Here is a 24,127-nt window from a genome sequence, read left to right on the forward strand (position 1 = left end):
TGAATTTTCCGTGACATCCGTTCGGTCGCGCCTCGCGCCAACGGCCTTACCCCTTAAAGCAGTGACGCGCGCCCTGGGCCCTACAGCGTCGCGCACCCCTGGGCGTCATCACAAAGGATGAGTAGTAATGGTTCGCTGCAAACCTCCGGTTAACACCCCTGGCCTGGATCCTCAGGCGCCGATCCTGCGGCTCAAGCCCCTGGCCCATGCCATAGCCTTGCTGATGATGGCCGGCAGCGCCCATGGCGCCACGGCGTTCAGTTCCGGCTGGTTCGCCGACAAGGGTGCGTCCCAGGCCGCCACTGCGGCGCGCACCAGTGGCCAGGTGCCGGGGATTCCGCCGTTGTCCCAGCAGACCCGGGCCAACCAGCAGTTGCAGCGCTCCCTGGGCAATCTCAATTCCACGGTGGCGGCCATCGCTGCCCAGCAGGCGGCCCAGGCCGCGGCGCGCCAGGCGGCCTTCGGCAGCGTCAGCAGCATTCCCGACGGCCTTGGCCAGGGCGGGCTCAAGGTGGACAACAGCCTGACCCAGGGCTGGCTCAACGCCAAGGGACCGGTGCAGAGCCAGTCTGGCGGCAAGACCACGGTGACCATCGAACAGACCGCCGACAAGGCCATCCTCAACTGGGAAACCTTCAACGTCGGGCGCAACACCACGGTGGATTTCCAGCAGCAGTCCAACTGGGCGCTGCTGAACAGGGTCAATGACCCCAATGCTCGGCCGAGCGAGATCCAGGGCCAGATCCAGGGCGCCGGCACGGTGATGATCATGAACCGCAACGGGGTGATCTTCAGCGGCAGCAGCCAGGTCAATGTGCGCAACCTGGTGGCGGCCGCGGCCAGCATCAGCGACGAGCAGTTCACCCAGCGCGGCCTCTATGTGGACGCCAACGGCACCCAGCCAACCTTTACCGATGCCCTGGGCAAGGTCCAGGTGCAGCGTGGTGCACTGATCCAGACCCACGCCCCGGCCAAGTCCACCGACTCTGGCGGCTATGCCTTGCTGCTGGGGGCCGAGGTGGAGAACGTCGGCACCATAGTCACCGCCAGGGGCCAGACCACCCTGGCCGCCGGTGACAGTTTCTATATCCGCCGCGGTGTGGGCACCGACGGCAACCAGCGCTCCACCACCCGCGGCAATGAAGTGGCCACTTCGCTCAAGGCCGGCAGCAGCGCCGGTACGGTCAGCAACAGTGGCCTGATCATGGCTTCCAGTGGCGATATCACCCTGACCGGGCACCAGGTGGCGCAGAACGGCGTGGCCCTGGCCAGCACCTCGGTGGACACCCGCGGCACCATCCACTTGCTCAACTCCGCCAGCGACAGCAGCGGCAGCGTGACCCTGGGGCAGGGCAGCACCACCGCAATCCTGCTGGACAGCAGTGGCAGCAGCGCCCTGGACAGCCAGCGCAACAATGGCCTGATCAACCTCGACGGCACCCCGACCAACCTGATCACCGGCCAATTCAACAACCTCAGCAGCGTTGCCGACCGCATCGATCAGTCGCGGGTGGAGATCGTCAGCGGCGGCACCGTGGATTTCCAAAAGGGCTCCATCACCCTGGCCACCGGCGGCCAGGTGGCGGTCAGCGCCGGGCAACGCAGCCTGGTGCGCGACGGCGCGGTGATCGATGTATCCGGCGCCGTTGGGGTCAAGGTGGCGATGGAAGCCAACAACATCAAGATCAATGTCCAGGGCAACGAACAGCGCGATTCGGCGGGCAACCGCGACAGCGGCAAGCTGATCAACAACGATGTCTGGGTCGATCTGCGGGAGCTGATCTTCGTTCCGGCCGGCACCAATGGCTACGCCACCGACCGCTGGTACACCGCCGGCGGCCTGCTGGAAGTGGGCGGCTACCTGGGCACCCAGGGTCACACTGTCGGAGAGTGGATGGCCCAGGGCGGCACCCTGACCTTTACCGGCAAGGACGTGGTGACCCAGTCCGGCGCGCAACTGAACCTGTCCGGCGGCACCGTCGATGTGCAGGCCGGCTATATCCAGCAGACCTGGCTCAAGGGCGCCGACGGGCGCCTGTATGAACTCTCCCGGGCGCCGGGGGACCTGCTCTACACCGGTATCTACAAGGGCTATGTGGACAGCAGCCCGCGCTGGGGCCGCACCGACTATTACTACAACCCGCTGATCGCCCAGCAGCGGCGCTACGAAGCCGGTTATACCGTAGGCCGCGATGCCGGCAAGCTGGTGATCGGCACCGGCAACGCGGTGCTCGAAGGGCAGTTGATCAGCGAGGTGTTCAAGGGCGATCGCCAGACCCAGGCGCCCAACCTCAAGCTCGACGGCTACCAGCAGTCGCACAAGGCCGCGGCCCAGCGGGCGCAGCTGATCATTGGCAGCTACACGCCGATCTACAACAAGACCAGCGGCACCCTGGGCTATGCGCTGGCCCCGGTCACCGATCAGGTGCTGATCGAAGGCAACCAGCAGAAGATCGCCGATGGCCTGGACCTGACCACGGCCCTGCCGGCCAGCCGCCAGGGCCAGCTGGTGCTGGACAGCGACACACTCAATGGCTTCCAGCTGGGGGCGATCAAGGTTGGCGCCAAGCAGCAGATCCAGGTCAATGGCGCGCTGCAAGTGGCCGACGGCGGCGATATCACCCTGTTCGGGCCCCAGGTCAAGCTCAACGCCAACCTCACGGCCCATGGCGGCAGCATCAATGCCGGCAACGTGTTGAAGCAGGTGGATGTGAACCGCAACTTTGCGGTCGGCGACGTGATTCTCGCCCCCGGCGGCGTATCGGCCCGGGTCGATGTGGCCAGCGGGGTACGCCTGGACGCTTCCGGGCATTGGAGCAACCTGGCGCTCGCTCCTCAGGACAACAGCGGCCTGGCCTTTATCAATGGCGGCAAGGTGTCGTTGCGCAGCAGCGGCGATCTGAATCTGGCCAGCGGCAGCCTGGTGGATGTCAGCTCCGGCGCCAGCATCGGCTACGACGGCAAGGCCAGTGGCGGCAAGGGCGGCGACGCGACGCTCGGCGCCGATGGCCGGCTCGACCTCAATGGCCAACTGCGCGGCTATGGGGTGAATGGCGGCGGCACCCTGGCCCTGCAGGCGCACAAGGTGCTGATTGGCGCCAGCAATGGCGCGCCCGAGGCCGGCACCCTGCAACTGGCGGGGGATTTCTTCAACAAGGGTTTTGCCGCCTACGACATCACCGGCAACCAAGGGCTGAAGGTGGCCGATGGCGCCCAGGTCGATGTGACCATGCCGGTCTACCGCTTCGGCGCCCAGGCCGGCAATGCCGCCACTGGCAGCGCTGCGGACAGCGTGCTGGAAACCTGGCAGCCGGACCTCTATCAGCAGGATGCAGCCAAGGGCGTGCTGACCCAGCGCCGTGGCGCCGGGTTGACCCTGACCGCCGGCAACCAGTATTCCACCGTTGCACAATTGGCCAGCACCGCGCTGACCGTGGGCCAGGGCGCGGTGATCAATGTCGACCCGGGGCAGGGGATCAGCCTGCGCAGCGTTGGCCAGCTGACCATGAACGGCACCCTCAATGCCTGGGGCGGCAGCGTCAGCCTTGGCGGCCTGACGGTGGCCAGTTCGGAAGCGGCCAATGCCGCCGGCCACGGGCGTTCGATCTGGGTCGGTGAGCAGGCGCTGATCGATGTTGCGGCCCGGGCGGTGAGCGCCGTGGACAACCGTGGGCGCAACTATGGCCAGGTGCGCAATGGCGGCAAGATCAGCATCGGTGGCGAGATCGACCTGGCCAGCGGTATCGCCAAGGCCAGCGATCTGTTCGTGGTGGTGCGTGATGGTGCCCGCCTGGATGCTTCAGGCACCCAGGCAGCCCTGGATATTCCCGGCCAGGGGCGAGTTCAGGTGGCCAGCAATGGCGGCAGCATCAGCTTCGCTTCCAACAATGGGCTGTACCTGGATGGCAGTTTCGTCGCCCGGGCTGGTGGCGCGGGCGCGGCGGGGGGGACCTTGTCCCTGGCCCTGGAAAGCCCCTACTACATCAAGAACGCCGTCAGCGATCGGGTGCTCAAGGCTCGGGAGCTGGTGCTCAGCCAGGTGCACCAGGGCAGCACGCTGCCGGGCAGTGCCGAGGCCGCGGCTGCCAGCCTGGAATACGGCCATGGCCGCCTCGGGGTGGATCAGGTCAAGGCCGGCGGTTTCGACAACCTGGCGCTGCTGAGCAACGGCTTGCTGAGCTTCGATGGCGATATCGCGCTGAACATGGGCCAGAGCCTGCGCCTGTACAGCGGCGCGCTGAGCCTCAGTGACAGCGCCGCGGCCAATACCCGGGTCAACCTGTCGGCGCCTTATCTGCTGCTGGCAGGCATCCTCGCGCCCCTGGAGTCCAAGGATCAGTACGTGCGCCCAGTGTCCACCGGCACGCCGTCGCAACGGGCCACCCAGGCGCAGTTCAATGCCAGCGGCAACCTGATCGATGTACGCGGCAATGTGGTGTTCGGCAGCAAGGGCAACCTGCCCCAGGCCGCCAACAGCCTGGTGGTGGTCGAGCGCCGAGGGTTTGATGATGTGCAGTTGATCAGCCAGGGCGATTTGCGCTTCCTGGCTGGGCCCGGCACCAATGTGATCGCCCAGGGCATCAGCACCCAGTTGCTGACCCAGGGTGACATGACCCTGCGGGCGGCGCAGTTGTACCCGGGCACCGAGGTCGGGGCCCGGGTGATTGCCGGCTATCTGGGCAATCTCCCCGGCATCGACCTTGATTTTGCTCCAGCGCGGACTCTGACCATCGGCCGCACCGGCACTACTGAAACGGCGGTGCCTTACTCGGCCTTCGGCCGCCTGCAACTGGGGGCCGCCACCATCAAGCAGGGCGGGGTGCTGCGCGCGCCCCTGGGTCTGATCGAGATCGGTAATCTGGGGGGCAGCAAGGTCGAGTTGCTGCCTGGCAGCCTGACTTCGGTGAGTGGCAAGGGCCTGGTGCTGCCCTATGGTGGCACCGTCGATGGCCAGGTCTACAAATACAATGGCAAGACCGTGGCCTTCCTTGGCCAGGGCGCAATAGTGAATGAAAACAGCGACCTGAGCGTCGGGGTGATCCTTGGCGGCAAGTCGGTGAAGGTACTGCCCGAGGCCACCCTGGACCTGTCCGGCGGCGGCGAACTGCTGGGGGCGGGTTTTATCTCCGGGCGTGGCGGTTCCACCGATGCTCGCTACAACCCGTTGGTGCAGATCGGCACCAACGGTGGTTTGGTCCTGCCGGGCCTGGCCACCAACCCGATCTACGCCATTGTTCCCGGAGGGCAGCCGGATTACGCGCCGGTGGCGCCCGAGGGGGGCGCAGTGGACCCGCTGATCGGCCAGCAGATCACTATAGGCACCGGGGTGCCGGGGCTGGCGGCGGGCACCTATACCTTGATGCCGTCCACCTACGCACTGCTGCCCGGAGCCTTCCGCGTGGAGATCAACGGGCTGGCCGGGCAGGGCAGCGAAGCTGCGACCCAGCAGTTGCGCAATGGCTCCTGGTCCACTGCCGGACGCCTGTCGATCGCCAATACCGGGATCAGCAACAGCATCGCCAACCAGTTGATCCTGACCTCGGCCGACACCTTGCGCCGCTATTCCCAGTACAACGAAACCGGCTACGCCCAGTTCGCCCTGGCCGATGCCGCCAGGCTCGGGGTGCCGCGGCCGTTGCTGCCGGTGGATGCCAAGACCCTGAAGCTGGCGCTCAAGCCAGGGGCGGGCACGGACGCATTTTCCTTCCAGGGTATTGGCCGTTTCGAGGCCGCCGTCGGTGGTTATGGCGGCACGGTGGCGTTGCTCAACACGGCTGCCGGCGGCATCGAAGTGGTGAGCGCCGGTCGTCCAGCCAGCAGCGGCTTCGGCGGTGTCACGCTGCATGCAGAGAGCCTCAACGCCTTGGGTGCCTCGCGCCTGTTACTGGGCGGGTTGACCGTGGTCAAGTACGGCCAGGGCGGCAATTACATCACCCTGGCCGAAGGCGTCAATGCGCCCAGGGGGTCCATCACCTTGCGCGAAGGCGTGGTTCTGGCCGCGCCGGAAGTCTTCCTGGTGAGCAATACCGGCGAGATCGTCCTGGAGCAGGGCGCCTCGATCAATGCCCTGGGCCGCGGCAAAGCCAGCTATGACGCCCGTGACGGTTTCATCTATCAGGTAGCCAATATGCTGGCCGTGTCCAACGGCCTGCTCAATGTGATCGGCAAGACTCAAGCGGCCGGGCAAACCAGTGGCGGCATCAAACTTGGGGTCTGCAACAGCGCTCCTTGCGGCGGGCAGACCGCGCTGTACTCCGACGGCAGCATCGTCGCCCTGACCGATAATGCATTCCAGTTGGGCGACCAGGTGCGCTACGGCACCCGCCATTTGAACCTGGGCCTGAACAATATCAACGTCGGCAGCCCCGAGGCCCTGGCGGCCGCGGCTGCGGCCAATCGCCTGCCCGGCGGCATGACCCTGACCCAGCAGGTGCTGGAGCGCCTGCTGCGCGGCGATAGCCAGTTCGGCGCCCCGGCCCTTGAAACCCTGCAACTCTCGGCCCGGGACGGCTTCAACTTCTACGGCAGCGCCAGCCTGGACACCTACGATCTGGTCACCGGCAAGTCGCTGCTGAACAACCTGATGCTCTCCACCCCGGCGATCTACGGCGCGGGTGGCGCCAATGACGTGGCCAGCATCCACACCGCCAACCTGATCTGGCAGGGCGCGACAACCCCGGCCGGGGCGGTGGTGGCTGGTGGTGCCGGCACTGGCAGCGGACGCCTGGAGATCAACGCCGAGCGTATCGAATTCGGCTACGGCGCCTTCGCCCAGCCCAGCACCACCAAGAGTTTCGATCGCCTGGCCCTGGGCTTTGCCAACGTCAACCTGAATGCCAGCCAGCGCATCACCGCCAACCACAAGGGCAGCCTTTCGGTGTACCAGAGCCAGGGCGCCTATGACCCGCTCAAGGGCTTCGCCTACAGCGGCGGCAACCTGAATATCCGCAGCCCGCTGCTGACCGGCGAGGCCGGTTCGGTGAACCGCATCAGCGCCGGTGGCGCCATCGATATCAGCGCCACCGCCGGCCCCCGTGGCGAGACCAAGGGCTATGGCGCGGAACTGTCCCTGCAGGGCGACAGCATTCGCCTGGCCAGCGCAGTGGTGCTGCCCAGCGGCAAGGTGACCCTGGAGGCCCGCGGTGATGTGGTACTGACCGATGCCGCGCTGATCGATGTGGCGGGCCGCGCCATGGTCTTCAACGACCTGACCCGCTACGGCAGCGGTGGCGAGGTGCTGTTGCAGAGCCGCGCCGGCAATGTGCTGCAGGCGGCTGGGTCGAGCATCGATCTGTCGGCCAATAACAATCAGGCCGGCAAGCTGCGGGCGGTGGCCGTGGACGGCAACGCCGGGCTGGTGGAGCTGGCGGGCAAGATCCTCGGCGCCAGCAGCGGCTACTACGATGCCGGCGGCACCCGGGTGCCTTACCTGGGGGGCGCGGTGGAGATCCAGGCCCAGCGCCTGGGCGCCAGCGGCACCCTGGACGAGCAGTTCGCCGCCCTCAACCAGCGCCTGAACCAGGGCCAGGTGTACGGCGCGCGCAGCTTCCAGCTCAAGCAGGGCGACTTGACCCTCGGCAACGGAGTCAAGGCCAACAGCGTCAACGTCTCCCTGGACAATGGCAGCCTGCGAGTCAATGGCCTGGTGGACGCCAGCGGCGAGCGGGTCGGCAGCATCAACCTGGCGGCCAAGCATGGCCTGACCCTGGACAGCAGCGCCGTGCTCGATGCCCATGGCCGCCAATTGCGGGTAGACAGCTACGGCAAGATCATCGACTCGCCCAACCGCGCCAACGTGGTACTCGGCTCCGGCGAGGGCCGGCTGACCCTGGCCGATGGCGTACGCATCGACCTGCGTCATGGCACCGATGTGGTGTTGGGCAGCGGCGCCGGGCAGAACGATGGCCGCAGCCGCGGCACCCTGGAGTTGAACGCACCACGGCTGGTCCAGGCGGACGGCAGCAGCAACGATATCGATATCGATGCCCATGGCCGCTTGAATATCCAGGGCGCCCGTTCGATCGCGGTCAACGGCATGATCAGCTACGACGATGCACCACTGAAAAATGACAGCACCGCCAGTGGCCGGCCGTATCAGGAAATCACCCAGGACTATCTGAAGAAGAAGCATGACCTGAGCACGGCGTTCATCAATGCTGCGCTGCAGAACAACGACCTGCTGCAGAACAAGCTGGCCGGCTTGAACAACGCCACCTACGCCGACGCCTTGCACCTGCGTCCCGGCGTGGAGATTGTCAGCAAGACCGCAGACGGCGACCTGGTGGTGCAGGGCGACCTGGACCTGTCCGGCTATCGCTACGCCAGCCTCAATCCCCATAGCCAGAAAACCTCGGTATATGGCTCCGGCGAGGTCGGCAGCCTGACCCTGCGTGCCGGTGGCGACCTGAATATCTACGGCAGCATCAACGACGGCTTCGCCCCACCGCCACCCACCGTGGATGACAAGGGCTGGGTGTTGCTGCCGGGTGTGGACTTTACCGGCGGCACAATTATCGTGCCGGGCAACGGCGTGACCCTGGCCGACGGCACTGCCTTCCCGGCGGGCAGCACCCTCAACTACGACCTGCCGATCAAGGGCCTGAGCGTGGCCGCGGGCACGCGCCTGCCGGTTACCGCGACCCTGGACCAGACCCTGGTGCTGCCGGCGGGAACGGTATTGGCGGCGGCGATTCGCGATGCCTCGGGCAACCTGTTGTTCGCCGCCGGCACCTTGCTCGGCGAGGCCCAGACCCTGGTCGCCGGCACCCGCCTGGAGGCCGGAACGCTGCTGACACAGGGGACCCGGTTGCGCTCCATGACCTGGCCCAAGGGCGTGCCGCTGCCCCAGGTGCATAACGCCACTGCCAACAACAACCTGGTGATGCTCGACGGCAGCAAGCCGCTGCCCAAGGGCGGGCTGATTCCCGCCGGCACCGACGTCAAGCTGCCGGGGGGCGTCGCGTCGGTGCAACTGCGGCCGGAAGAGGTCGGACGCAGCAACCAGCTCTGGGCCATTGCACCGATGCTCGCCGAAGGTTCGCAGTCCTGGTCCCTGCGCCTGGTGGCCGGGGCCGATACCCAGGCCGCTGACAGCCGCATCCTGCAGGCCAACCCGCGCAGCGGCGACCTGCATCTGGCGGACAGTCACTACGGGATGTTCGCCAAGGAAATGCCGTCCAAGAGCGTGCGCATCTGGACCCAGCAAGCGGCGGATGAACTGGCCGGGTCCGACATTGTGGTCAAAGCCGGGGACCCGATCGATGAGCAGTTGCTGATTAAACTGGGGCAAACCTCCATCGATCAGTTCTGTTCGGACAACCCGACCTACTGCGCCATCAAGGCCAGCTATGCCTGGACCCAGCAGGCCGTGGACGACCTGGCCGGGGCCGGCATCGTGGTCAAGGCCGGCGAGGCGATCAACGAGCAGTTCCTGATTGATATGGGGCAAACCTCCGTCAACCAGTTCTGTTCGGAAAACCCGACCTATTGCGCGGCCATGGCTGACAAGGAGTACGCGGCAACCCCTTCGAGCACGCGCTTCAGTGTGATTCGCACCGGCACCGGCGACCTGCAGCTGCTGAGCGCCGGTAACCTGAGCATGGATTCGCTGTACGGGGTCTATACCGCCGGTACTTCATCCACCGCCACCTCCGCTGCCGACCCTTACAACCAACCGCGGAACCTGGGCGCTGGCAGTAAGGTGCTCAACGACCCGGGCAGCTACTTCGAGCAGTTCGTCAATGGCAGCAGCACCAGCCTGTACCGCGCCTGGTACCCGGAAGGCGGGGGCAACCTGCGGATCGATGTCGGCGGCAACCTGACCGGCAATATCACCGGCGTGGCGGGCAATAGCCTGGCCTGGCCCAACCCCAAGGACGACGGCCTCGACTCGGCCGAAGTGGGCAGCTGGCTGTGGCGCCAGGGCAGTGCCGATGTCGCCACTGGCGGCTCGGCCCAGCCCACGGCATGGTGGATCAATTTCGGTACCTACACGGCGGCGGGCGCTGCCGACCGGATGGTGGGCTTTACCGGGTTCGGCACCTTGGGCGGTGGCAATCTGCAGCTCAATGTCGCGGGTGACGCTGGGGTTCTGAGCCGTTCGACCAGCACCACCAGCATGGGACCCCGCAGCCAGGGCCTGGTGCTGGCGGTGGGCAGTACCGGACGCGTGGCCCGCGATGGCAGCTTGCAATTGACCGGTGGCGGTGATTTGCAGGTGCGTATTGCCGGGGCCCTGAACCCGCTCGCCGAACCGAGCAACGATCATCTGGGCGGCATGCTGGTCAACTTACGTGGCAGCACCGAGCTGCAGAGCGCCTCACAAGGCAGCATCAACTTGCTGTATGGCGCTGCCAGTAGCGATCACAACCCCAGCGAAACCCGGGCATTCGATCCCTTGCGCGCGACCCGCGCCCTGGCTCAGGGCGGCATGACCCTGGTGCCGGGGGACGCCACCTATCGCCTGCAAACCTTGGGTGATCTGGTGGTGCAGAACGTCGAGGACCCGGGACGGGTCCGCCAGCTCAACGCTGCGCCATTCAGCCGCGGCCCCCAGCAAGGCAGCGGGCAGAGCTGGTTCAGCCTGTGGACCGACACCACCGCTGTCGACCTGCTGGCCCTGGGCGGCAACCTGACACCTTTCACCACCTCTTCCAGCGCAACTGACCTGGCGGTGGTCTATCCCTCGATACTGCGCGCCACGGCTGGCAGCGGCAGCCTTTACTATGGCAAGGCCGCCGCGCCACAGCGCGATGACGTCAACTATCGCTTCCCGCTGTTGCTGGCCCCAGGCGCCAATGGCCAGTTGCAGTTCCTGGCCCAGGACTCGATCTATGCCGGCGGTTTCATCGTCAGCCAGTCGGGTTCCGCCGCCAGTTCGATGGCCACTCCCTGGCATCCGGCCTTTGTCGGTCGGATTGGCGGTTCGGTGGAGGCCAGCAACCTGTCGGTCAACGGCAACTCGGCCACTTCCAGCTTGCCATTGTTTGCCTTTGGCTCCGGCAGTGTTGCCGGGCTCGTTGGCCAAGGGGCGACTCCGGCACGGTTCTACGCAGTGAGCGGAGACCTGGTGGGGGTCAGCAGCGGTCGGAGCATTGCCTTTAACAGCGCATCGTTGCACCCCGGCCAGACCTGGTATGAAGGCAGTCGTCCGGTATGGATGATGGCCGGACGCGATATCGTCGGCAGTGGGCGGCTTGTTGTCGACTTTGACCCTAATAGTTTGTCGACTTCGCAGGGCAACCTGTTCGTGCACAACAATCCCAACGACATCTCCATCGTCAGCGCCGGGCGCGACATTCTCTACAGCAACTTCATGGTTGCCGGCCCCGGCACCCTGGAGCTGACGGCGGGGCGCAATATCCTCATGGAGGACAAGGTCAGCGTCACCAGCATCGGCGCTGTGGCGCCGGGGGACAGCCGGCCCGGGGCAAGCATCGTGATGCAGGCCGGGGTGGGTGCCAGCGGGCCGGATTACCGGCGCTTTGTCGAGGCCTACCTGGACCCGGCCAGCCTTGCCGGCGGCAAGGTCTACAAGCTCTACGATGGCGAGCTGCTGGCCTGGCTGGCCGAGCGCTTCGGTTTCAAAGGTGACAGCGACCAGGCCCGGGCCTACTACGCGGCGTTGCCGGCGGAGCAGCAGCGGGTGTTTGCCCGTGAGGTGTATTTCGCCGAGCTCAAGGCCGCCGGCCGCGAGTACAACCAGGACGGCGGCGTGCGCCAGGGCAGCTATACCCGGGGCCGGGCGGCGATTGCCGCGCTGTTCCCGAGCACCGACGTGGCCGGCAACCCGATCACCTACAAGGGCGACATCACCCTGTTCGGCGGGGCCGGGGTGCACACCAACTTCGGCGGCAATATCCAGATGCTGACCCCCGGCGGCAACCAGACCTTCGGCATCGAAGGCGTGGCGCCACCGGCCTCGGCGGGGATCATCACCCAGGGCGCGGGGGACATTCAGCTGTATTCCCTGGGCAGCATCCTGCTGGGCCAGAGTCGGATCATGACCACCTTCGGCGGCTCGATCATGGGCTGGTCGGCGGCGGGTGATATCAACGCCGGTCGCGGTTCCAAGACCACCGTGGTCTACACCCCGCCCAAGCGGGTCTACGACACCTGGGGCAATGTCAGCCTATCGCCTTCGGTGCCCAGCACCGGGGCGGGGATCGCCACCCTCAACCCGATTCCCGAGGTGCCGGCCGGCGATATCGACCTGATCGCGCCTTTGGGCACCATCGACGCCGGCGAGGCAGGGATCCGGGTCTCGGGCAACGTCAATATCGCCGCGCTGCGGGTGGTCAACGCGGCGAATATCCAGACCCAGGGCAAGTCCTCCGGGGTGCCGGTGAGCGCCACGGTCAATACCGGTGCCATGACCTCGGCCAGCGCCGCCGGTTCGGCGGCGTCCCAGGCCGCCGAAGATGCCGCGCGCAACCAGCAGGCGGCGGCCAAGCAGGGCCGGGCCTCGATCGTTACCGTGGAAGTGCTGAGCTTCGGTTCCGAGCCGGTGCAACGCCAGCAGGAAGAGGCCAGTCGTGCACCGGGCTACAACCCCGACAGCCCAGTGCAGGTGCTGGGCGCCGGACCCCTCAATGAACAGGCGCGGGCGCGCCTGACCGATGAGGAGCGCAAGCAGCTGACTCTGTAGCTTCACTGCTGGTGGCAAGACAGGGGGGCGATCGTTGATCGCCCCCTTTTATGCCGGTTCACACGGTGCTGATCATGCAGGCCATGGGCCCGGCCTGGTGATAGATGACCTTGTCCTTGTTGTTGCCGGTGAAGGCCTGCAGCGCCTGCTTGGCGGCCGCGCTGTAACCCAGGGCCACGGCCCAGCGGGCGCTGACCGGGTCGCTGTACTTGGCCAGCTTGAGGATGTCCTTCTGGGTTTCGGCCAGCAGCTTGCTGCCGGCATTGGTGGCGCTTTCCACCTTGAGTTCGATGGCGTAGTTCTCCAGGTTGTGCCGCGCCAGGATATCCAGGCGCAGGGCCTGGTTCGGCGCCGGGTAGGGCACCTCGCGGGCGCCGGACACCTTCGCTGCGCGCAGCAGCATAAGGAATTCCACCTGGAACCACAGCTCCCAGGCGGCGCCGGTGCTGATGGCGGCTTCGATGCGCGGGTGGTCGCTGAGGATCAGCTGGCAAAGGTCGGTGTTCTTCATGGCGCGTTGCTCTTGCTCGGGGGATGCACAGAGGAACGTATTGCGACCGGGTCTTGTGAAGGCTTGATCCCAGGTCGCGCGCCAGGCTGATGATGGTCGAACCTGGGCGGCGCTCCGAGCCTCAGCGCAGCTGCTGGTTGCCGACCCGTTCCAGGTTGCTCGCCCCCAGGCAATAGAACAGCCCGCCGCCGAGGACGAACAGCGCCAGCATGTAGAACATGTGCTGCGCCGGTTGGCTGGCCAGCACCAGGCCACAGAGCATCGGGCCCAGGGCGCCGCCGAGGTTGGAGAGGTTCTGCGCGCCGTAGTACAGGCCCCGCAGGTGCTCGGGGGCGATGATGTCGATAAACATGTACTCGGCGGGAAACACGATGATTTCCCCCAGGGTGAACAGGGCCATGGCCAGCATCCACAGCGGCAGGCTGCTGGCCAGGGCGAAGCCGCCGATGCCCAGCAGGAACAGCCCCAGGCCCGCCGCCAGCCACAGTTTCAGGTGCTGCCGGGAGATGCGCCGGCCGATCAGGTATTGCAGGGCGATCACCAGCACGGCGTTGGTCGCCACCAGGGTGCTGATGGTGCGGTAGGCGGTTTGCGCATTGCTGGTGATCATCAGGTATTGCGACAGGTAGGCCGAGAACTGGCCGAACACCACGGCGCTGAGCAAGCCGCCGAGGGTGAAGCAGACCAGGCGGTAATCCTTGAGCAGCAGCTTGCCCAGGGCCAGGAAGGCCAGGGGTGGGCCGGCGGTTGCGTTGCCGTGGGGGCTGTCCTCGCCGTGGGCGAAATACAGCCCGCAGTAACCCAGGCCGAGCACCGCGGAGAGTACGAAGGGCAGGCTGGCATCCAGCCCGGCCAGGGCGGCGCCAAGGAAGGGGCCCACGGCGTAGCCGATATTGGTCAGGCTGTACTTGATGGAAAACACCGTGCTGCGCTCTTCCACCGGCAGCTGCCGGGCGAAGCCGGCCTTGATCGCGATATCCACCACCGCATAGGCCAGGTTGACCGCCAGCAGGCACAGGTAGAACAGCCAGAGGTTGCCGGCGAGGAAGGTGCCAACAAAGCCCAGGGCAAAGACCGTGCAGCAGGCCAGGATCAGCTTGCGGTTGGCCATCCGGTCCACCAGGAAGCCGCCGTAGAGGCTCAAGAGCGAACCGATGATCAGGTTGCTGCCCAGCACCAGGCCGATATCGGCGACGCTCAATTGCAGGCGGGTGGACAGGTAGATCACCAGGTAGGGCAGGGTGACCGCCCTGGCCAGGGTCAGCACCAGGCTGCCGGTCAGTAGCAGGCGGATGCCGTGCGGGTAGTGGTTCAGGGTGCGCAGCATGGGGGGGGCATTCCATCGAATCGTTCTGGCGAGGGAATCAGCTTACTAGGGAAAATGGTTCTGTTTTATGATGGTTTTTATCGACTGAATGGAATCAGATTCATTAATAGGGGCTGCTGATGTTTTCTTCCGAACGCCTGAAAGGCATCGATGTATTTGTCTGCGTGGCCGACTCGGGCAGTTTCAAGGCCGCTGGCGAACGCCTGAATCTAACGCCTTCGGCCATCAGCAAGGCGATTGCCCGGCTGGAGGGGCGCCTGCAGCTCAGGTTATTCCAGCGCACCACGCGCAGCCTGGCCCTGACCGACGCCGGGGTGGCCTTCTATCGCACCTGCACCGGGGTGCTGGCAGATCTGGAAGAGGCCGAGCTGGCCTTGCAGGCGCAACGCACCGAGCTGCGCGGCAAGCTGCGCATCGACCTGCCGGGGGCTTTTGGCCGGACCCAGGTGCTGGCGCTGATCCTCGGCTTTGCCGGTGAGCATCCGCAGTTGCAGCCCCATGTGACCTTTTCCGAGCATGTGCTCAATCCGCTGGAGGCCGGGGTGGATATCGCCGTGCGCCTGGGTGGCCCCGACCTGTGGCCGGCGGAGCTCGGGCATCGGCGCCTGGGCAGCGAGCAGTATCTGTTCTGCGCCTCCGCCGAGTACCTGGCGCGGCGCGGCACGCCCACCTGCATCGATGATTTTGAGCAGCATCAGTGCATTGCCTATGGCTGGGCCGATGGTCGGGTCAACCCCTGGAGTTTTGCCAGCGGCCGGCCCGGGGAAATCGAGCGGCGCTTGATGGCGGCCAGTTGCGTGGTGGGTTCCGGTGAAGGCTTGCTGCTGGCGGTGCTGGCTGGCTATGGCATCGCCCATCTGCCGTCGTGGCTGGTGCAGCGCGAATTGCAGGAGGGACGCCTGGTGGAGGTGCTGCCACAGTTGGCCAGCCGTGGGCACAGCATCAATCTGCTGTGGGTAAAAAGTCGGCAGGGGATGCCCAAGGTCAGCGCGATGCTGGAGTTCCTGGCACAAAACCTGAGGGAATGAAGGGTGGAGATAGAGAGAAAAATGGCAGGGGCGGCTGGATTCGAACCAACGCATGGCAGGATCAAAACCTGCTGCCTTACCGCTTGGCGACGCCCCTGTAGATACTGCGACGTTACTTGCTTGAGTAGCGGGTTATGGGAGGTCCGCTGCAAGAACGGGCGCAAATTTACCAACTAATACGCGCCCTGGGAAGCCCCCAAAGCAAAAAAATCAGTTTTAAAAACAGTTGCTTAGTGTTTTTCGTCAATTTTCCCCACGACACTTCAACGCTCCAGGTAGGCATCCTGTGAATCCCTCAGCGGCTCGGCATGGGCCAGCGCCTGGCGAATGGCCCGCTGCTCGTCGCCCTCCAGCACGCGGCGGCCAAGGTGATAATCGTTGCCGCTCGGGCTCAGGTACACCGAAAGCAGCCCGACCAGTTGCTGCTCGCTCTCCTCAAAAAGCATTTCCATATAGCCTTCGTGACCGTCGCTGGCCACCAGGTAGGTCAGCCCCTGCACCTGGGCGCGACCGCACCCGCGTGCTCGATCCCAGTTCACCCGGCTATGGCCATGCTGGTCGCCCACCCGGGCCAGTTGCCAGGCCTCGGGCGCCAGCGGCTGCGCCTGCAGGAATACTAGCAGCGGCGTGCAGGACAACACCTGGAATCGATAGCGTTGCAGGCCTTGGTGGACGCCATGCAGCGGCGCCTCGGGCATGGCTTGCGCGGCACTGATCTGCACCTGCAACAGCTGGCTGTGGGCGATTTCCGAAGGCTGTTCGCTCCAGCCATTGAGGTCGGACAGCGGCGGGCACCAGATCAACTGCAGGGTTTCGCCGAGCTGGATATAGTCCTGGCGCTCGAAGTAGGCCGAGGCGGGCTGGCCCACTTTCGGCAGCAACTGAGCCAGGCTCAGGCTCGGGGCGCCGTAGTCGATGCCCAGGTCCGGGGACCAGAACAGCGGGGCGAGGGTTCTCAGGGTGGCAGGCATGCACGGCTCGGGTGGTGGTGGGCAGGTGCGGATTCTTGGCCAGGCGCGGGGATTTGTCATCTGCCCTGACTCAATTGGCTACACCCCCTGGCGCGCTGCGCCCGTGACAGCTTCCCGCCGCGCACTAGTATTGGCAGCCTGAAGCAAGACCTACAAGAACAGCAGAAGGACACACGCATGCGACGCTGGAATGGCTGGGGGGATGCAACCACTGTGGTGGAGTTGCCGGCACAGGGCGCGGGGTTTCTTGCCGAGCGCCTGGGGCCCGGCTGCCGATTGCCGGAGGCGACCCTGGAACAGGCCCTGGCCAAGGTGCCGGCCTCGCGCCTGGCGGCCCATCCGCTGTACAGCGTGGATGCCCGGGAGCGCCTGCTGCACGCCCGCGGCCAGAGCCTGCCGGACTGGCTGGCGCTGCGCGAAGGCGAGCTGGGGGTCTACCCGGATGCGGTGGCCTTTCCGGAAAGCGCCGAGCAGATCCGCCAGTTGCTGGCCCTGGCCCAGGACCGCGACCTGTGCCTGATTCCCTATGGCGGCGGCACTTCGGTGGCCGGGCATATCAACCCGCCCTGGTCCGAGCGCCCGGTGCTGACCCTGTCCCTGGCGCGCATGAGTCGCTTGCTGGAGCTGGACGAAGACAGCCTGCTGGCCACCTTCGGCCCCGGCGCCAGCGGCCCGCAAGTGGAAAGCCAGCTGCGGGCCCGGGGCTACACCCTGGGGCACTTTCCGCAGTCCTGGGAGCTGTCGACCCTGGGCGGCTGGGTGGCCAGCCGTTCCAGTGGCCAGCAATCGTTGCGTTATGGGCGTATCGAGCAGTTGTTCGCCGGCGGCACCCTGGAGACCTTTGCCGGGCCCATGCCGATCGAGAGCTTCCCGGCCTCGGCCGCCGGGCCCGACCTGCGCGAGCTGGTGCTGGGCAGTGAAGGGCGCTTCGGGGTGATTTCCGCGGTCAAGGTGCGGGTCAGCCGCTTGCCCGACGACGAACGCTTCTATGGGGTGTTCCTGCCGGACTGGAACCAGGCCCTGCAAGCCGTGCGGGCCCTGGCCCAGGCTCGGGTGCCGCTGTCGATGCTGCGCCTGTCCAATGCCCTGGAGACCGAAACCCAGCTGGCCCTGGCCGGCCACCCGACGCAGATCGCCTGGCTGGAAAAATACCTGGCGCTGCGCGGCGCCGGGCCGGGCAAGTGCCTGCTGACCTTCGGCGTGACTGGCAATCGCCAGCAGAATGCCCTGTCTCTGCGCCATGCCAAGCGCCAGCTCAAGGCCTTTGGCGGGGTGTTCACCGGCACCCTGCTGGGCAAGAAGTGGGCGCAGAACCGCTTCCGCTTTCCCTACCTGCGGGAAAGCCTGTGGAATGCCGGCTACCTGGTGGATACCCTGGAAACCGCCACCGACTGGAGCAATGTCGACAGCCTGCTGCAGCGCATCGAAAACAGCCTGCGCGAGGCCCTGGCCGCCGAGGGCGAGCAGGTGCATGTGTTCACCCACCTGTCCCATGTGTATGGCGAAGGTTCGAGCATCTACACCACCTATGTGTTTCGCCCGCTGGCCCAGTACTCGGCGACCCTGGCCCGCTGGCAGGCGCTCAAGCACGCGGCCAGCCAGACCATCGTCAATCACCGCGGCACCATCAGCCACCAGCACGGCGTGGGCAAGGACCACGCGCCCTACCTGCCACGGGAGAAGGGCACGCTGGCCATCGACACCCTGCAGGCCCTGAGCCGGCATTTCGACCCGGCCGGGCGCCTGAACCCCGGCACCCTGCTGGAGCAATAGCGCCATGGCCCAGGAGTGGAACGCGCAATGGCGGCAACAGGTACTGCCGGAACTGGCGAGCCGGCACTGGGACCTGATCGTGATCGGTGGCGGCATCAGCGGCGCCGGCATTCTGCGGGAGGCGGCGCGGCGTGGCTGGAGCTGCCTGTTGCTGGAGCAGCGGGATTTTGCCTGGGGCACCTCCAGTCGCTCGTCGAAGATGGTGCATGGCGGCCTGCGCTATATCGCCCAGGGCCAGTGGCGCCTGACCCGCGACTCGGTGCGCGAGCGCCAGCGGCTGCTGCAGGAAGCCCCGGGGTTGGTGGAACCCATGGGCTTTCTGATGCCCCATTACCGCGGGAAATTTCCCGGGCCCAGGGTTTTCGGCGGCCTGCTGACCCTGTACGACGCCCTGGCCGGGCGGCGCAACCATCGCTTTTATGATGTGCAGCAACTGGGCTACCTGGCGCCGGGGGTGAAGACCCCGGGGCTGCTGGGCGGCACCTGTTTCCTCGATGCCCTGACCGACGATGCGCGGCTGGTGCTGCGGGTGCTGGACGAGGCCCGGGCCGATGGCGCCCTGGCCCTTAACGGCATGCGCGTGACTCGGCTGCTGCGCGATGGCCAGCGGGTGACCGGGGTCGAGGTGGAGGACAGCGAAGGTGGCGCGCTGATGCAACTGCGTTGCCAGGCCCTGGCCGTGGCCACCGGCGCCTGGGCCGAGCGCCTGCGCCCGGCCGGCGCCGAACGCCAGCTACGGCCGTTGCGCGGCAGCCACCTGCTGTTGCCGGGCTGGCGCCTGCCCGTGGCCCAGGCCTTCAGCTTCATGCATGCCGAAGATCGCCGGCCGGTGTTCGTGTTTCCCTGGGAAGGCGCCACCGTGGTGGGCACCACCGACCTGGATCACAGCGAGGACCTGGACCGTAGCGCCAGCATCAGCCAGGCGGAGCTGGACTACCTGCTGGCGGCCTGTGCCCAGCAGTTCCCCGAGGCGCGGGTCGGCGCCGCCGATGTCGTGTCGACCTGGGCCGGGGTGCGGCCGGTGGTGGCCGCGACCGGTGCCGCCGGGCACGGCAAGCCGTCGAACGCCACCCGCGAGCATGTGCTGTGGCAGGAGCCCGGCTGCGTGACCCTGGCCGGCGGCAAGCTCACCACCTTCCGCCCCCAGGCCATCGAAGTGCTGCAAGCCTGCGCGGCGATGCTCGGGCGCCAGGTGCAAGACGACGGCGGCGCAGTGTTCGCGCCCCTGGCGACGGTGGAGATTCCCGGCCTCAGTGGCGCCCAGTTGCGGCGCCTGGCCGGGCGCCATGGGCGCAACCTGGCGCAACTGGCACAGCGGGTGGCGGAACTGGGCGGGGAGTGCGTGGGCAGCAGCGACACCCTGTGGGCTGAACTGGCCCTGGCCGCCGAGGCCGAGATGGTGCTGCACCTGGACGACCTATTGCTGCGGCGAACCCGCATCGGCCTGTTGCTGGCCCAAGGCGCGGCGCATTACTTGCCGGCCATCCGCCGCCTGTGCCAGCCGCGCCTGGGTTGGGACGACAGCCGCTGGCAAGCCGAGGAGCAACGCTACCTGGCCCTGTGGCAACGCCATCACAGCCTGCCGCAAGGCGCTTAACCCTGCTCAACCAAGAGAGCCCTATGGATAACCACAACAACAATAAATCCGACTGCCTGCTGGCCATCGACAACGGCACCCAGAGCGTGCGCGCGCTGCTGTTCGACCTGCAAGGCAACCTGCTGGGCAAGGGCAAGGTCGAGCTGGAAGCCTATTACTCGACCCAGCCCGGCTGGGCCGAACAGCACCCGGACTACTACTGGGCCAAGCTCGGCGAGGCCTGCCAGTTGCTGTGGCAGCAGACCGGCATCGACCGCTCGCGAATTCGCGGGGTGTCGCTGACCACCCAGCGCGGCACCCTGATCAATGTCGATGCCCAGGGCCAGGCCCTGCGCCCGGCGATCCTCTGGCTCGACCAGCGCCAGAGCGCGGTCGAAGGCAAGATCAAGGGCCCCTGGGGCTGGCTGTTCAAGCTGATCGGCGCCGAGGCCACGGTGGAGTATTTTCGCGCCCAGGCCGAAGCCAACTGGGTGGCCCAGCACCAGCCGGAAATCTGGGCCAAGACCGACAAGTTCCTGCTGCTGTCGGGCTTTCTCACCCAGCGCCTGACCGGCAACTTCACCGACTCGGTGGGCTGTTGCGTGGGCTATCTGCCCTTTGACTTCAAGCGCCTGGCCTGGGCTGCCCCCAGTGACTGGAAATGGCAGGCCCTGGCGGTGCGTCGCGAGCAGTTGCCCGAGCTGCGCAAGCCCGGCCAGAGCCTGGGCCGGATCAGCGCCGAAGCCAGCCGGCATACCGGCATTCCCGAGGGCCTGCCGATGATCGCCGCCGGTGCCGACAAGGCCTGCGAGGTACTGGGTTCCGGGGTGCAGGACGCCAGCACCGCCTGCCTGTCCTATGGCACCACGGCCACCATCACCACCACCCGCCCGCGCTACCTGGAGGTGGTGCCGCTGATTCCGCCATACCCGGCGGCAATGCCCGACCACTACAACGGCGAGGTGATGATCTTTCGCGGCTACTGGATGGTCAGCTGGTTCAAGCAGCAGTTCGGCCTGCGGGAAGTGCAGCAGGCGGCGCAGCAGGGGCTGGAACCAGAGCAGCTGTTCGATGCCCTGGTGCAGGCGGTGCCGCCGGGGTCCATGGGCCTGACCTTGCAACCCTACTGGTCGCCGGGCATTCGCGAGCCCGGCATGGAGGCCAAGGGCGCGATGATCGGCTTTGGCGACGTGCACACCCGGGCGCATATCTACCGGGCGATTCTCGAAGGCCTGGCCTATGCCTTGCGCCAGGGCCTGGAGCGCATCGAGAAACGCTCCGGGCACAAGGTCGGCCGTTTGCGGGTGGCCGGTGGTGGCTCGCAGAGCGATGCGGCCATGCAACTGACGGCGGACATCTTCGGCCTGCCGGTGGAGCGCCCGCATGTCTATGAAGCCTCGGGGCTGGGGGCGGTGATCGCCTGCGCGGTGGGCCTGGGGCTGTACCCGGATTTCCCCACGGCGATCAGCGCCATGACCCGGGTTGGCGCGGTGTTCGAGCCCCAGCCCGAGGCGCGGCAGATGTACCAGCGGCTGTACAGCGAGGTGTACCTGCGCATGTACCGCCAGCTCAAGCCGCTGTACCAGAGCATTCGCGAGATTACCGGGTACCCGGCCTAGCGCCGGCGGGTGGTGCCCGGTGGCTCCATTGGCTAGGTCGCCTGCGTCAGGCTATCGTTCTGCTCCCACATCGCGGGGTTCAAGCAGAACGGCGTGATGGAGCTGATCGACACCCTCAAAGGCAGCCAGAAAACGGAGCATCGAGCATGAGCCAAGAGAACAAGAGCCAAGACAACAAAGTAAAAGGACCGGCGTCGTACTTCCCCTCCATCGAGAAAAACTACGGCCAGCCCATCAGCCACTGGCTGGCGCTGCTGGCCACGCTCAGCGGCAAGAAACATATGGAACTGGTGGCCTGGCTCAAGACCGAGCACGGCATGGGCCATGGCCACGCCAATGCCCTGGTGGCGTACTTCCTGGCGGGTGCCAAGCCTGTTTAGGCGGCCCTTTGTGTAGACGCTGTGCTTCGCCAGTGAAGGCGTGATTGCCGACATCCTCTTCGCTGGCGAAAAAAGCCAAATTTCCCTGTGTTTTCTTCGTTGTTCTCTACGTCGCAACCTGCATTGCCTCTTTTGTTGCCTGTCGGAGTGTTCTCGATGTCTTCGCCACCATCCTTGCCCACGGCCCTGTTGGGCCTGGCCCTTGCCTGCCCGGCAGTTGCCCAGACTTCCGCCGTGGAGCTGGCCCCGGCGCTGATTCAGGGCCAGGAACAGGGTGCAGCCGGGCAGGGCGTGGAGGAGGCCGAGGCGCGCCTGGCCCAGGTGCCCGGTGGCAGTAATCTGGTGGATATGCGCCGTGTGTTGCAGGGCCGGGTGGCCAGTAACCAGGATGTGCTGGCCTACCAGCCAGGGGTTTATGCCCAGTCTGCGGGCAATGAAGGGGTGAAGATCTCGATCCGCGGCTCGGGCATCAACCGCGCGCCCGGCGCCCATGCCTCGGGGCTCTACACCCTGCTCGACGGCCTGCCGCTGACCGGCCCCGGCGGCACCCCCTATGAATTGCTCGAGCCCCTGTGGGTCGAGCATGTGGAGGTATTGCGCGGCGCCAATGGCTTCGAGCGTGGCGGCCTGGCCCTGGGCGGGGCCATCGACTACGTCAGCCATACCGGTTACGACGCACCGCTGCTGCAGGTGCGCTATGCCACCGGCAGCCATGGCTATCAGCAGCGCCAGCTGAGCTCGGGGCAGGTACTGGGCAACTTCGACTACTACGTCTCGACCACCGAGGCCAATGCCGACGGTTATCAGGACCACAGCCGCAGCCAGAGCCGGGGGGTGATCGGCAATTTCGGCTATCGCTTCAGTCCCCAGCTGGAAACCCGTTTCTACCTGCGTTACCGCGAAACCGACAACGACCTGGCCGGGCGGGTCAGCAAGGGTTCCATCGAGCATGACCCGCGGGCGGCGAACCCGGCCTATGTGTCCCGGGACGACCGCCGCAAACAGCCGGGCAGCACCTTTGTCGGCAACAAGACCACCTACTACATCGACGACGATTCGAGCCTCCAGACCGGCCTGGTGTACCACGACTACCCCATGGACCTGCGCGAAGGCCCCAACCGCCTGAAAGTGGCCTACAGCGATGTCAGCGGCACCTTCGACTACCAGCGCCGTGACAGCCTCTGGGGCCTTGAAAGCCGCAGCACCCTGGGCCTGCGGGTCACCAAGCACCTGCCCAACGACGGCGCCAGCGAATTCGTGCGGATTCCCAGCGGCAATACCGCGGGCTATGCGCCGGGCACGCGGATACGCAACTTCACCTACCAGGGCTCGGACACCGTGCTGCACCTGGGCAACGACCTGGAGATCGCCGACGATCTGTGGCTGACTACCGGCCTGGCGGCCATCTACACCCGCCGCGAAAGCGCCGTGACCTACCCCGAGGGCGGCGGCAAGACCAGCCTGGGCAACTGGGACTACGCCCCGCGTGTGGGCTTGCGCTACCAGCTCAACCCGGATCTGCAGCTGTTCGGCAACCTCAGCCGCTCGGTGGAGGCGCCGCACCCCTGGTCGCTGATCTACAGCTCCCACCTGCGCTTCCCGGCGGGCAGTGGGGTCGCCAGTGGTGCCCAGCGCGAGCCGATCGAGCTGCGTAACCAGACCGCTACCACCCTGGAACTGGGCGGCCGTGGCGACAGCCGCCTGGGGCAATGGAGCCTGGCCTGGTACTACGCCCAGGTGCGTCACGAACTGCTGTCGGTATTACCCGACCCCAGCGCCACCACCCCCTATGAGCTGAATGCCAGCCCCACGGTGCACCAAGGGGTCGAGGCCAGCCTGCACAGCGAGCTCTGGTCGCAGCCGGGGGTTGGCCGCCTGAGCCTGCGCCAGGCCTACACCTTCAGCGATTTCCACTACCGCGACGACCAGCGGTTTGGCGACAACCGCCTGCCGGGCCTGCCCATGCACTACTACCAGGGCGAGCTGCGCTATGACTGGCCCCTGGGCTTTTTCGCCGCGCTCAATACCCAGCTGGTATCCCGGGTGGCGGTGGACTACGCCAACAGCTACTACGCCGACCCTTATGCGCTGTTCGGCGCGACCCTGGGCTACAACGCACCGAAGAACGACTGGCAGGCCTGGGTCGATGTGCGCAACCTGACCGATCAGCGCTATGCCGCCACCGTCACCCCGGGCTACGACGACAAGGGCCTGGACGCGCCACGCTCCACCCCCGGCGAAGGGCTGGGGGTGTACCTGGGGCTGTCCTGGAGCCTGCGCTAGGGTCGCTCGACGT

At 66.4% G+C, this 24,127-nt stretch carries 10 protein-coding genes and 1 tRNA gene; 7 read left to right on the forward strand and 4 right to left on the reverse strand.

Annotated elements, in window-relative coordinates:
* The first annotated feature begins 127 nt into the window (after positions 1 to 127).
* Positions 128 to 12,646: a filamentous haemagglutinin family protein gene (locus tag J4P02_RS24565; RefSeq protein ID WP_426195158.1), complete on the forward strand. Its 12,519-nt coding sequence runs from the start codon at positions 128 to 130 to the stop codon at positions 12,644 to 12,646.
* Between the two features lie 58 nt (positions 12,647 to 12,704).
* Here J4P02_RS24565 and J4P02_RS24570 read toward each other — a convergent pair whose 3' ends face one another.
* Together J4P02_RS24570 and J4P02_RS24575 are read right to left on the reverse strand one after the other, a co-directional pair.
* A complete protein-coding gene (locus tag J4P02_RS24570; RefSeq protein WP_426195160.1) occupies positions 12,705 to 13,157 on the reverse strand; it encodes a hypothetical protein in 453 nt (150 codons plus the stop codon).
* Between the two features lie 121 nt (positions 13,158 to 13,278).
* Entirely contained in the window at positions 13,279 to 14,484 is a 1,206-nt protein-coding gene (locus J4P02_RS24575) for an MFS transporter (RefSeq protein WP_426195162.1), read from the reverse strand.
* A 119-nt stretch (positions 14,485 to 14,603) separates the two neighbouring features.
* Here J4P02_RS24575 and J4P02_RS24580 point away from each other — a divergent pair, with 119 nt between their 5' ends.
* Positions 14,604 to 15,512: a LysR family transcriptional regulator gene (locus tag J4P02_RS24580; RefSeq protein ID WP_426195164.1), complete on the forward strand. Its 909-nt coding sequence runs from the start codon at positions 14,604 to 14,606 to the stop codon at positions 15,510 to 15,512.
* Between the two features lie 22 nt (positions 15,513 to 15,534).
* Here J4P02_RS24580 and J4P02_RS24585 read toward each other — a convergent pair.
* Positions 15,535 to 15,609 (reverse strand) — tRNA-Gln (locus J4P02_RS24585).
* A gap of 166 nt (positions 15,610 to 15,775) precedes the next feature.
* Complete coding sequence (locus tag J4P02_RS24590; protein WP_426195166.1) at positions 15,776 to 16,483, reverse strand: hypothetical protein; 708 nt, start codon at positions 16,481 to 16,483, stop codon at positions 15,776 to 15,778.
* Between the two features lie 177 nt (positions 16,484 to 16,660).
* Here J4P02_RS24590 and J4P02_RS24595 point away from each other — a divergent pair, with 177 nt between their 5' ends.
* The 5 genes from J4P02_RS24595 (at position 16,661) to J4P02_RS24615 (ending at position 24,114) form a co-directional block, all read left to right on the forward strand.
* Positions 16,661 to 18,256 carry an FAD-binding oxidoreductase gene (locus J4P02_RS24595; protein WP_426195168.1) on the forward strand — a complete coding sequence of 532 codons (1,596 nt, stop codon included), beginning with the start codon at positions 16,661 to 16,663 and terminating at the stop codon, positions 18,254 to 18,256.
* A 4-nt stretch (positions 18,257 to 18,260) separates the two neighbouring features.
* On the forward strand, positions 18,261 to 19,853 hold the full coding sequence (locus tag J4P02_RS24600; RefSeq protein ID WP_426195170.1) for a glycerol-3-phosphate dehydrogenase/oxidase: 1,593 nt from the start codon (positions 18,261 to 18,263) through the stop codon (positions 19,851 to 19,853).
* 23 nt (positions 19,854 to 19,876) lie between these two features.
* Positions 19,877 to 21,451: an FGGY-family carbohydrate kinase gene (locus J4P02_RS24605; RefSeq protein WP_426195172.1), complete on the forward strand. Its 1,575-nt coding sequence runs from the start codon at positions 19,877 to 19,879 to the stop codon at positions 21,449 to 21,451.
* Between the two features lie 146 nt (positions 21,452 to 21,597).
* On the forward strand, positions 21,598 to 21,831 hold the full coding sequence (locus J4P02_RS24610) for a DUF4287 domain-containing protein (RefSeq protein WP_426195175.1): 234 nt from the start codon (positions 21,598 to 21,600) through the stop codon (positions 21,829 to 21,831).
* A gap of 156 nt (positions 21,832 to 21,987) precedes the next feature.
* On the forward strand, positions 21,988 to 24,114 hold the full coding sequence (locus J4P02_RS24615) for a TonB-dependent receptor family protein (protein WP_426195177.1): 2,127 nt from the start codon (positions 21,988 to 21,990) through the stop codon (positions 24,112 to 24,114).
* The last annotated feature ends 13 nt before the right edge of the window (positions 24,115 to 24,127 follow it).

Source organism: Pseudomonas sp. NFXW11 (assembly GCF_049887815.1).
In the GTDB taxonomy this organism is placed as follows: Bacteria; Pseudomonadota; Gammaproteobacteria; order Pseudomonadales; family Pseudomonadaceae; genus Aquipseudomonas.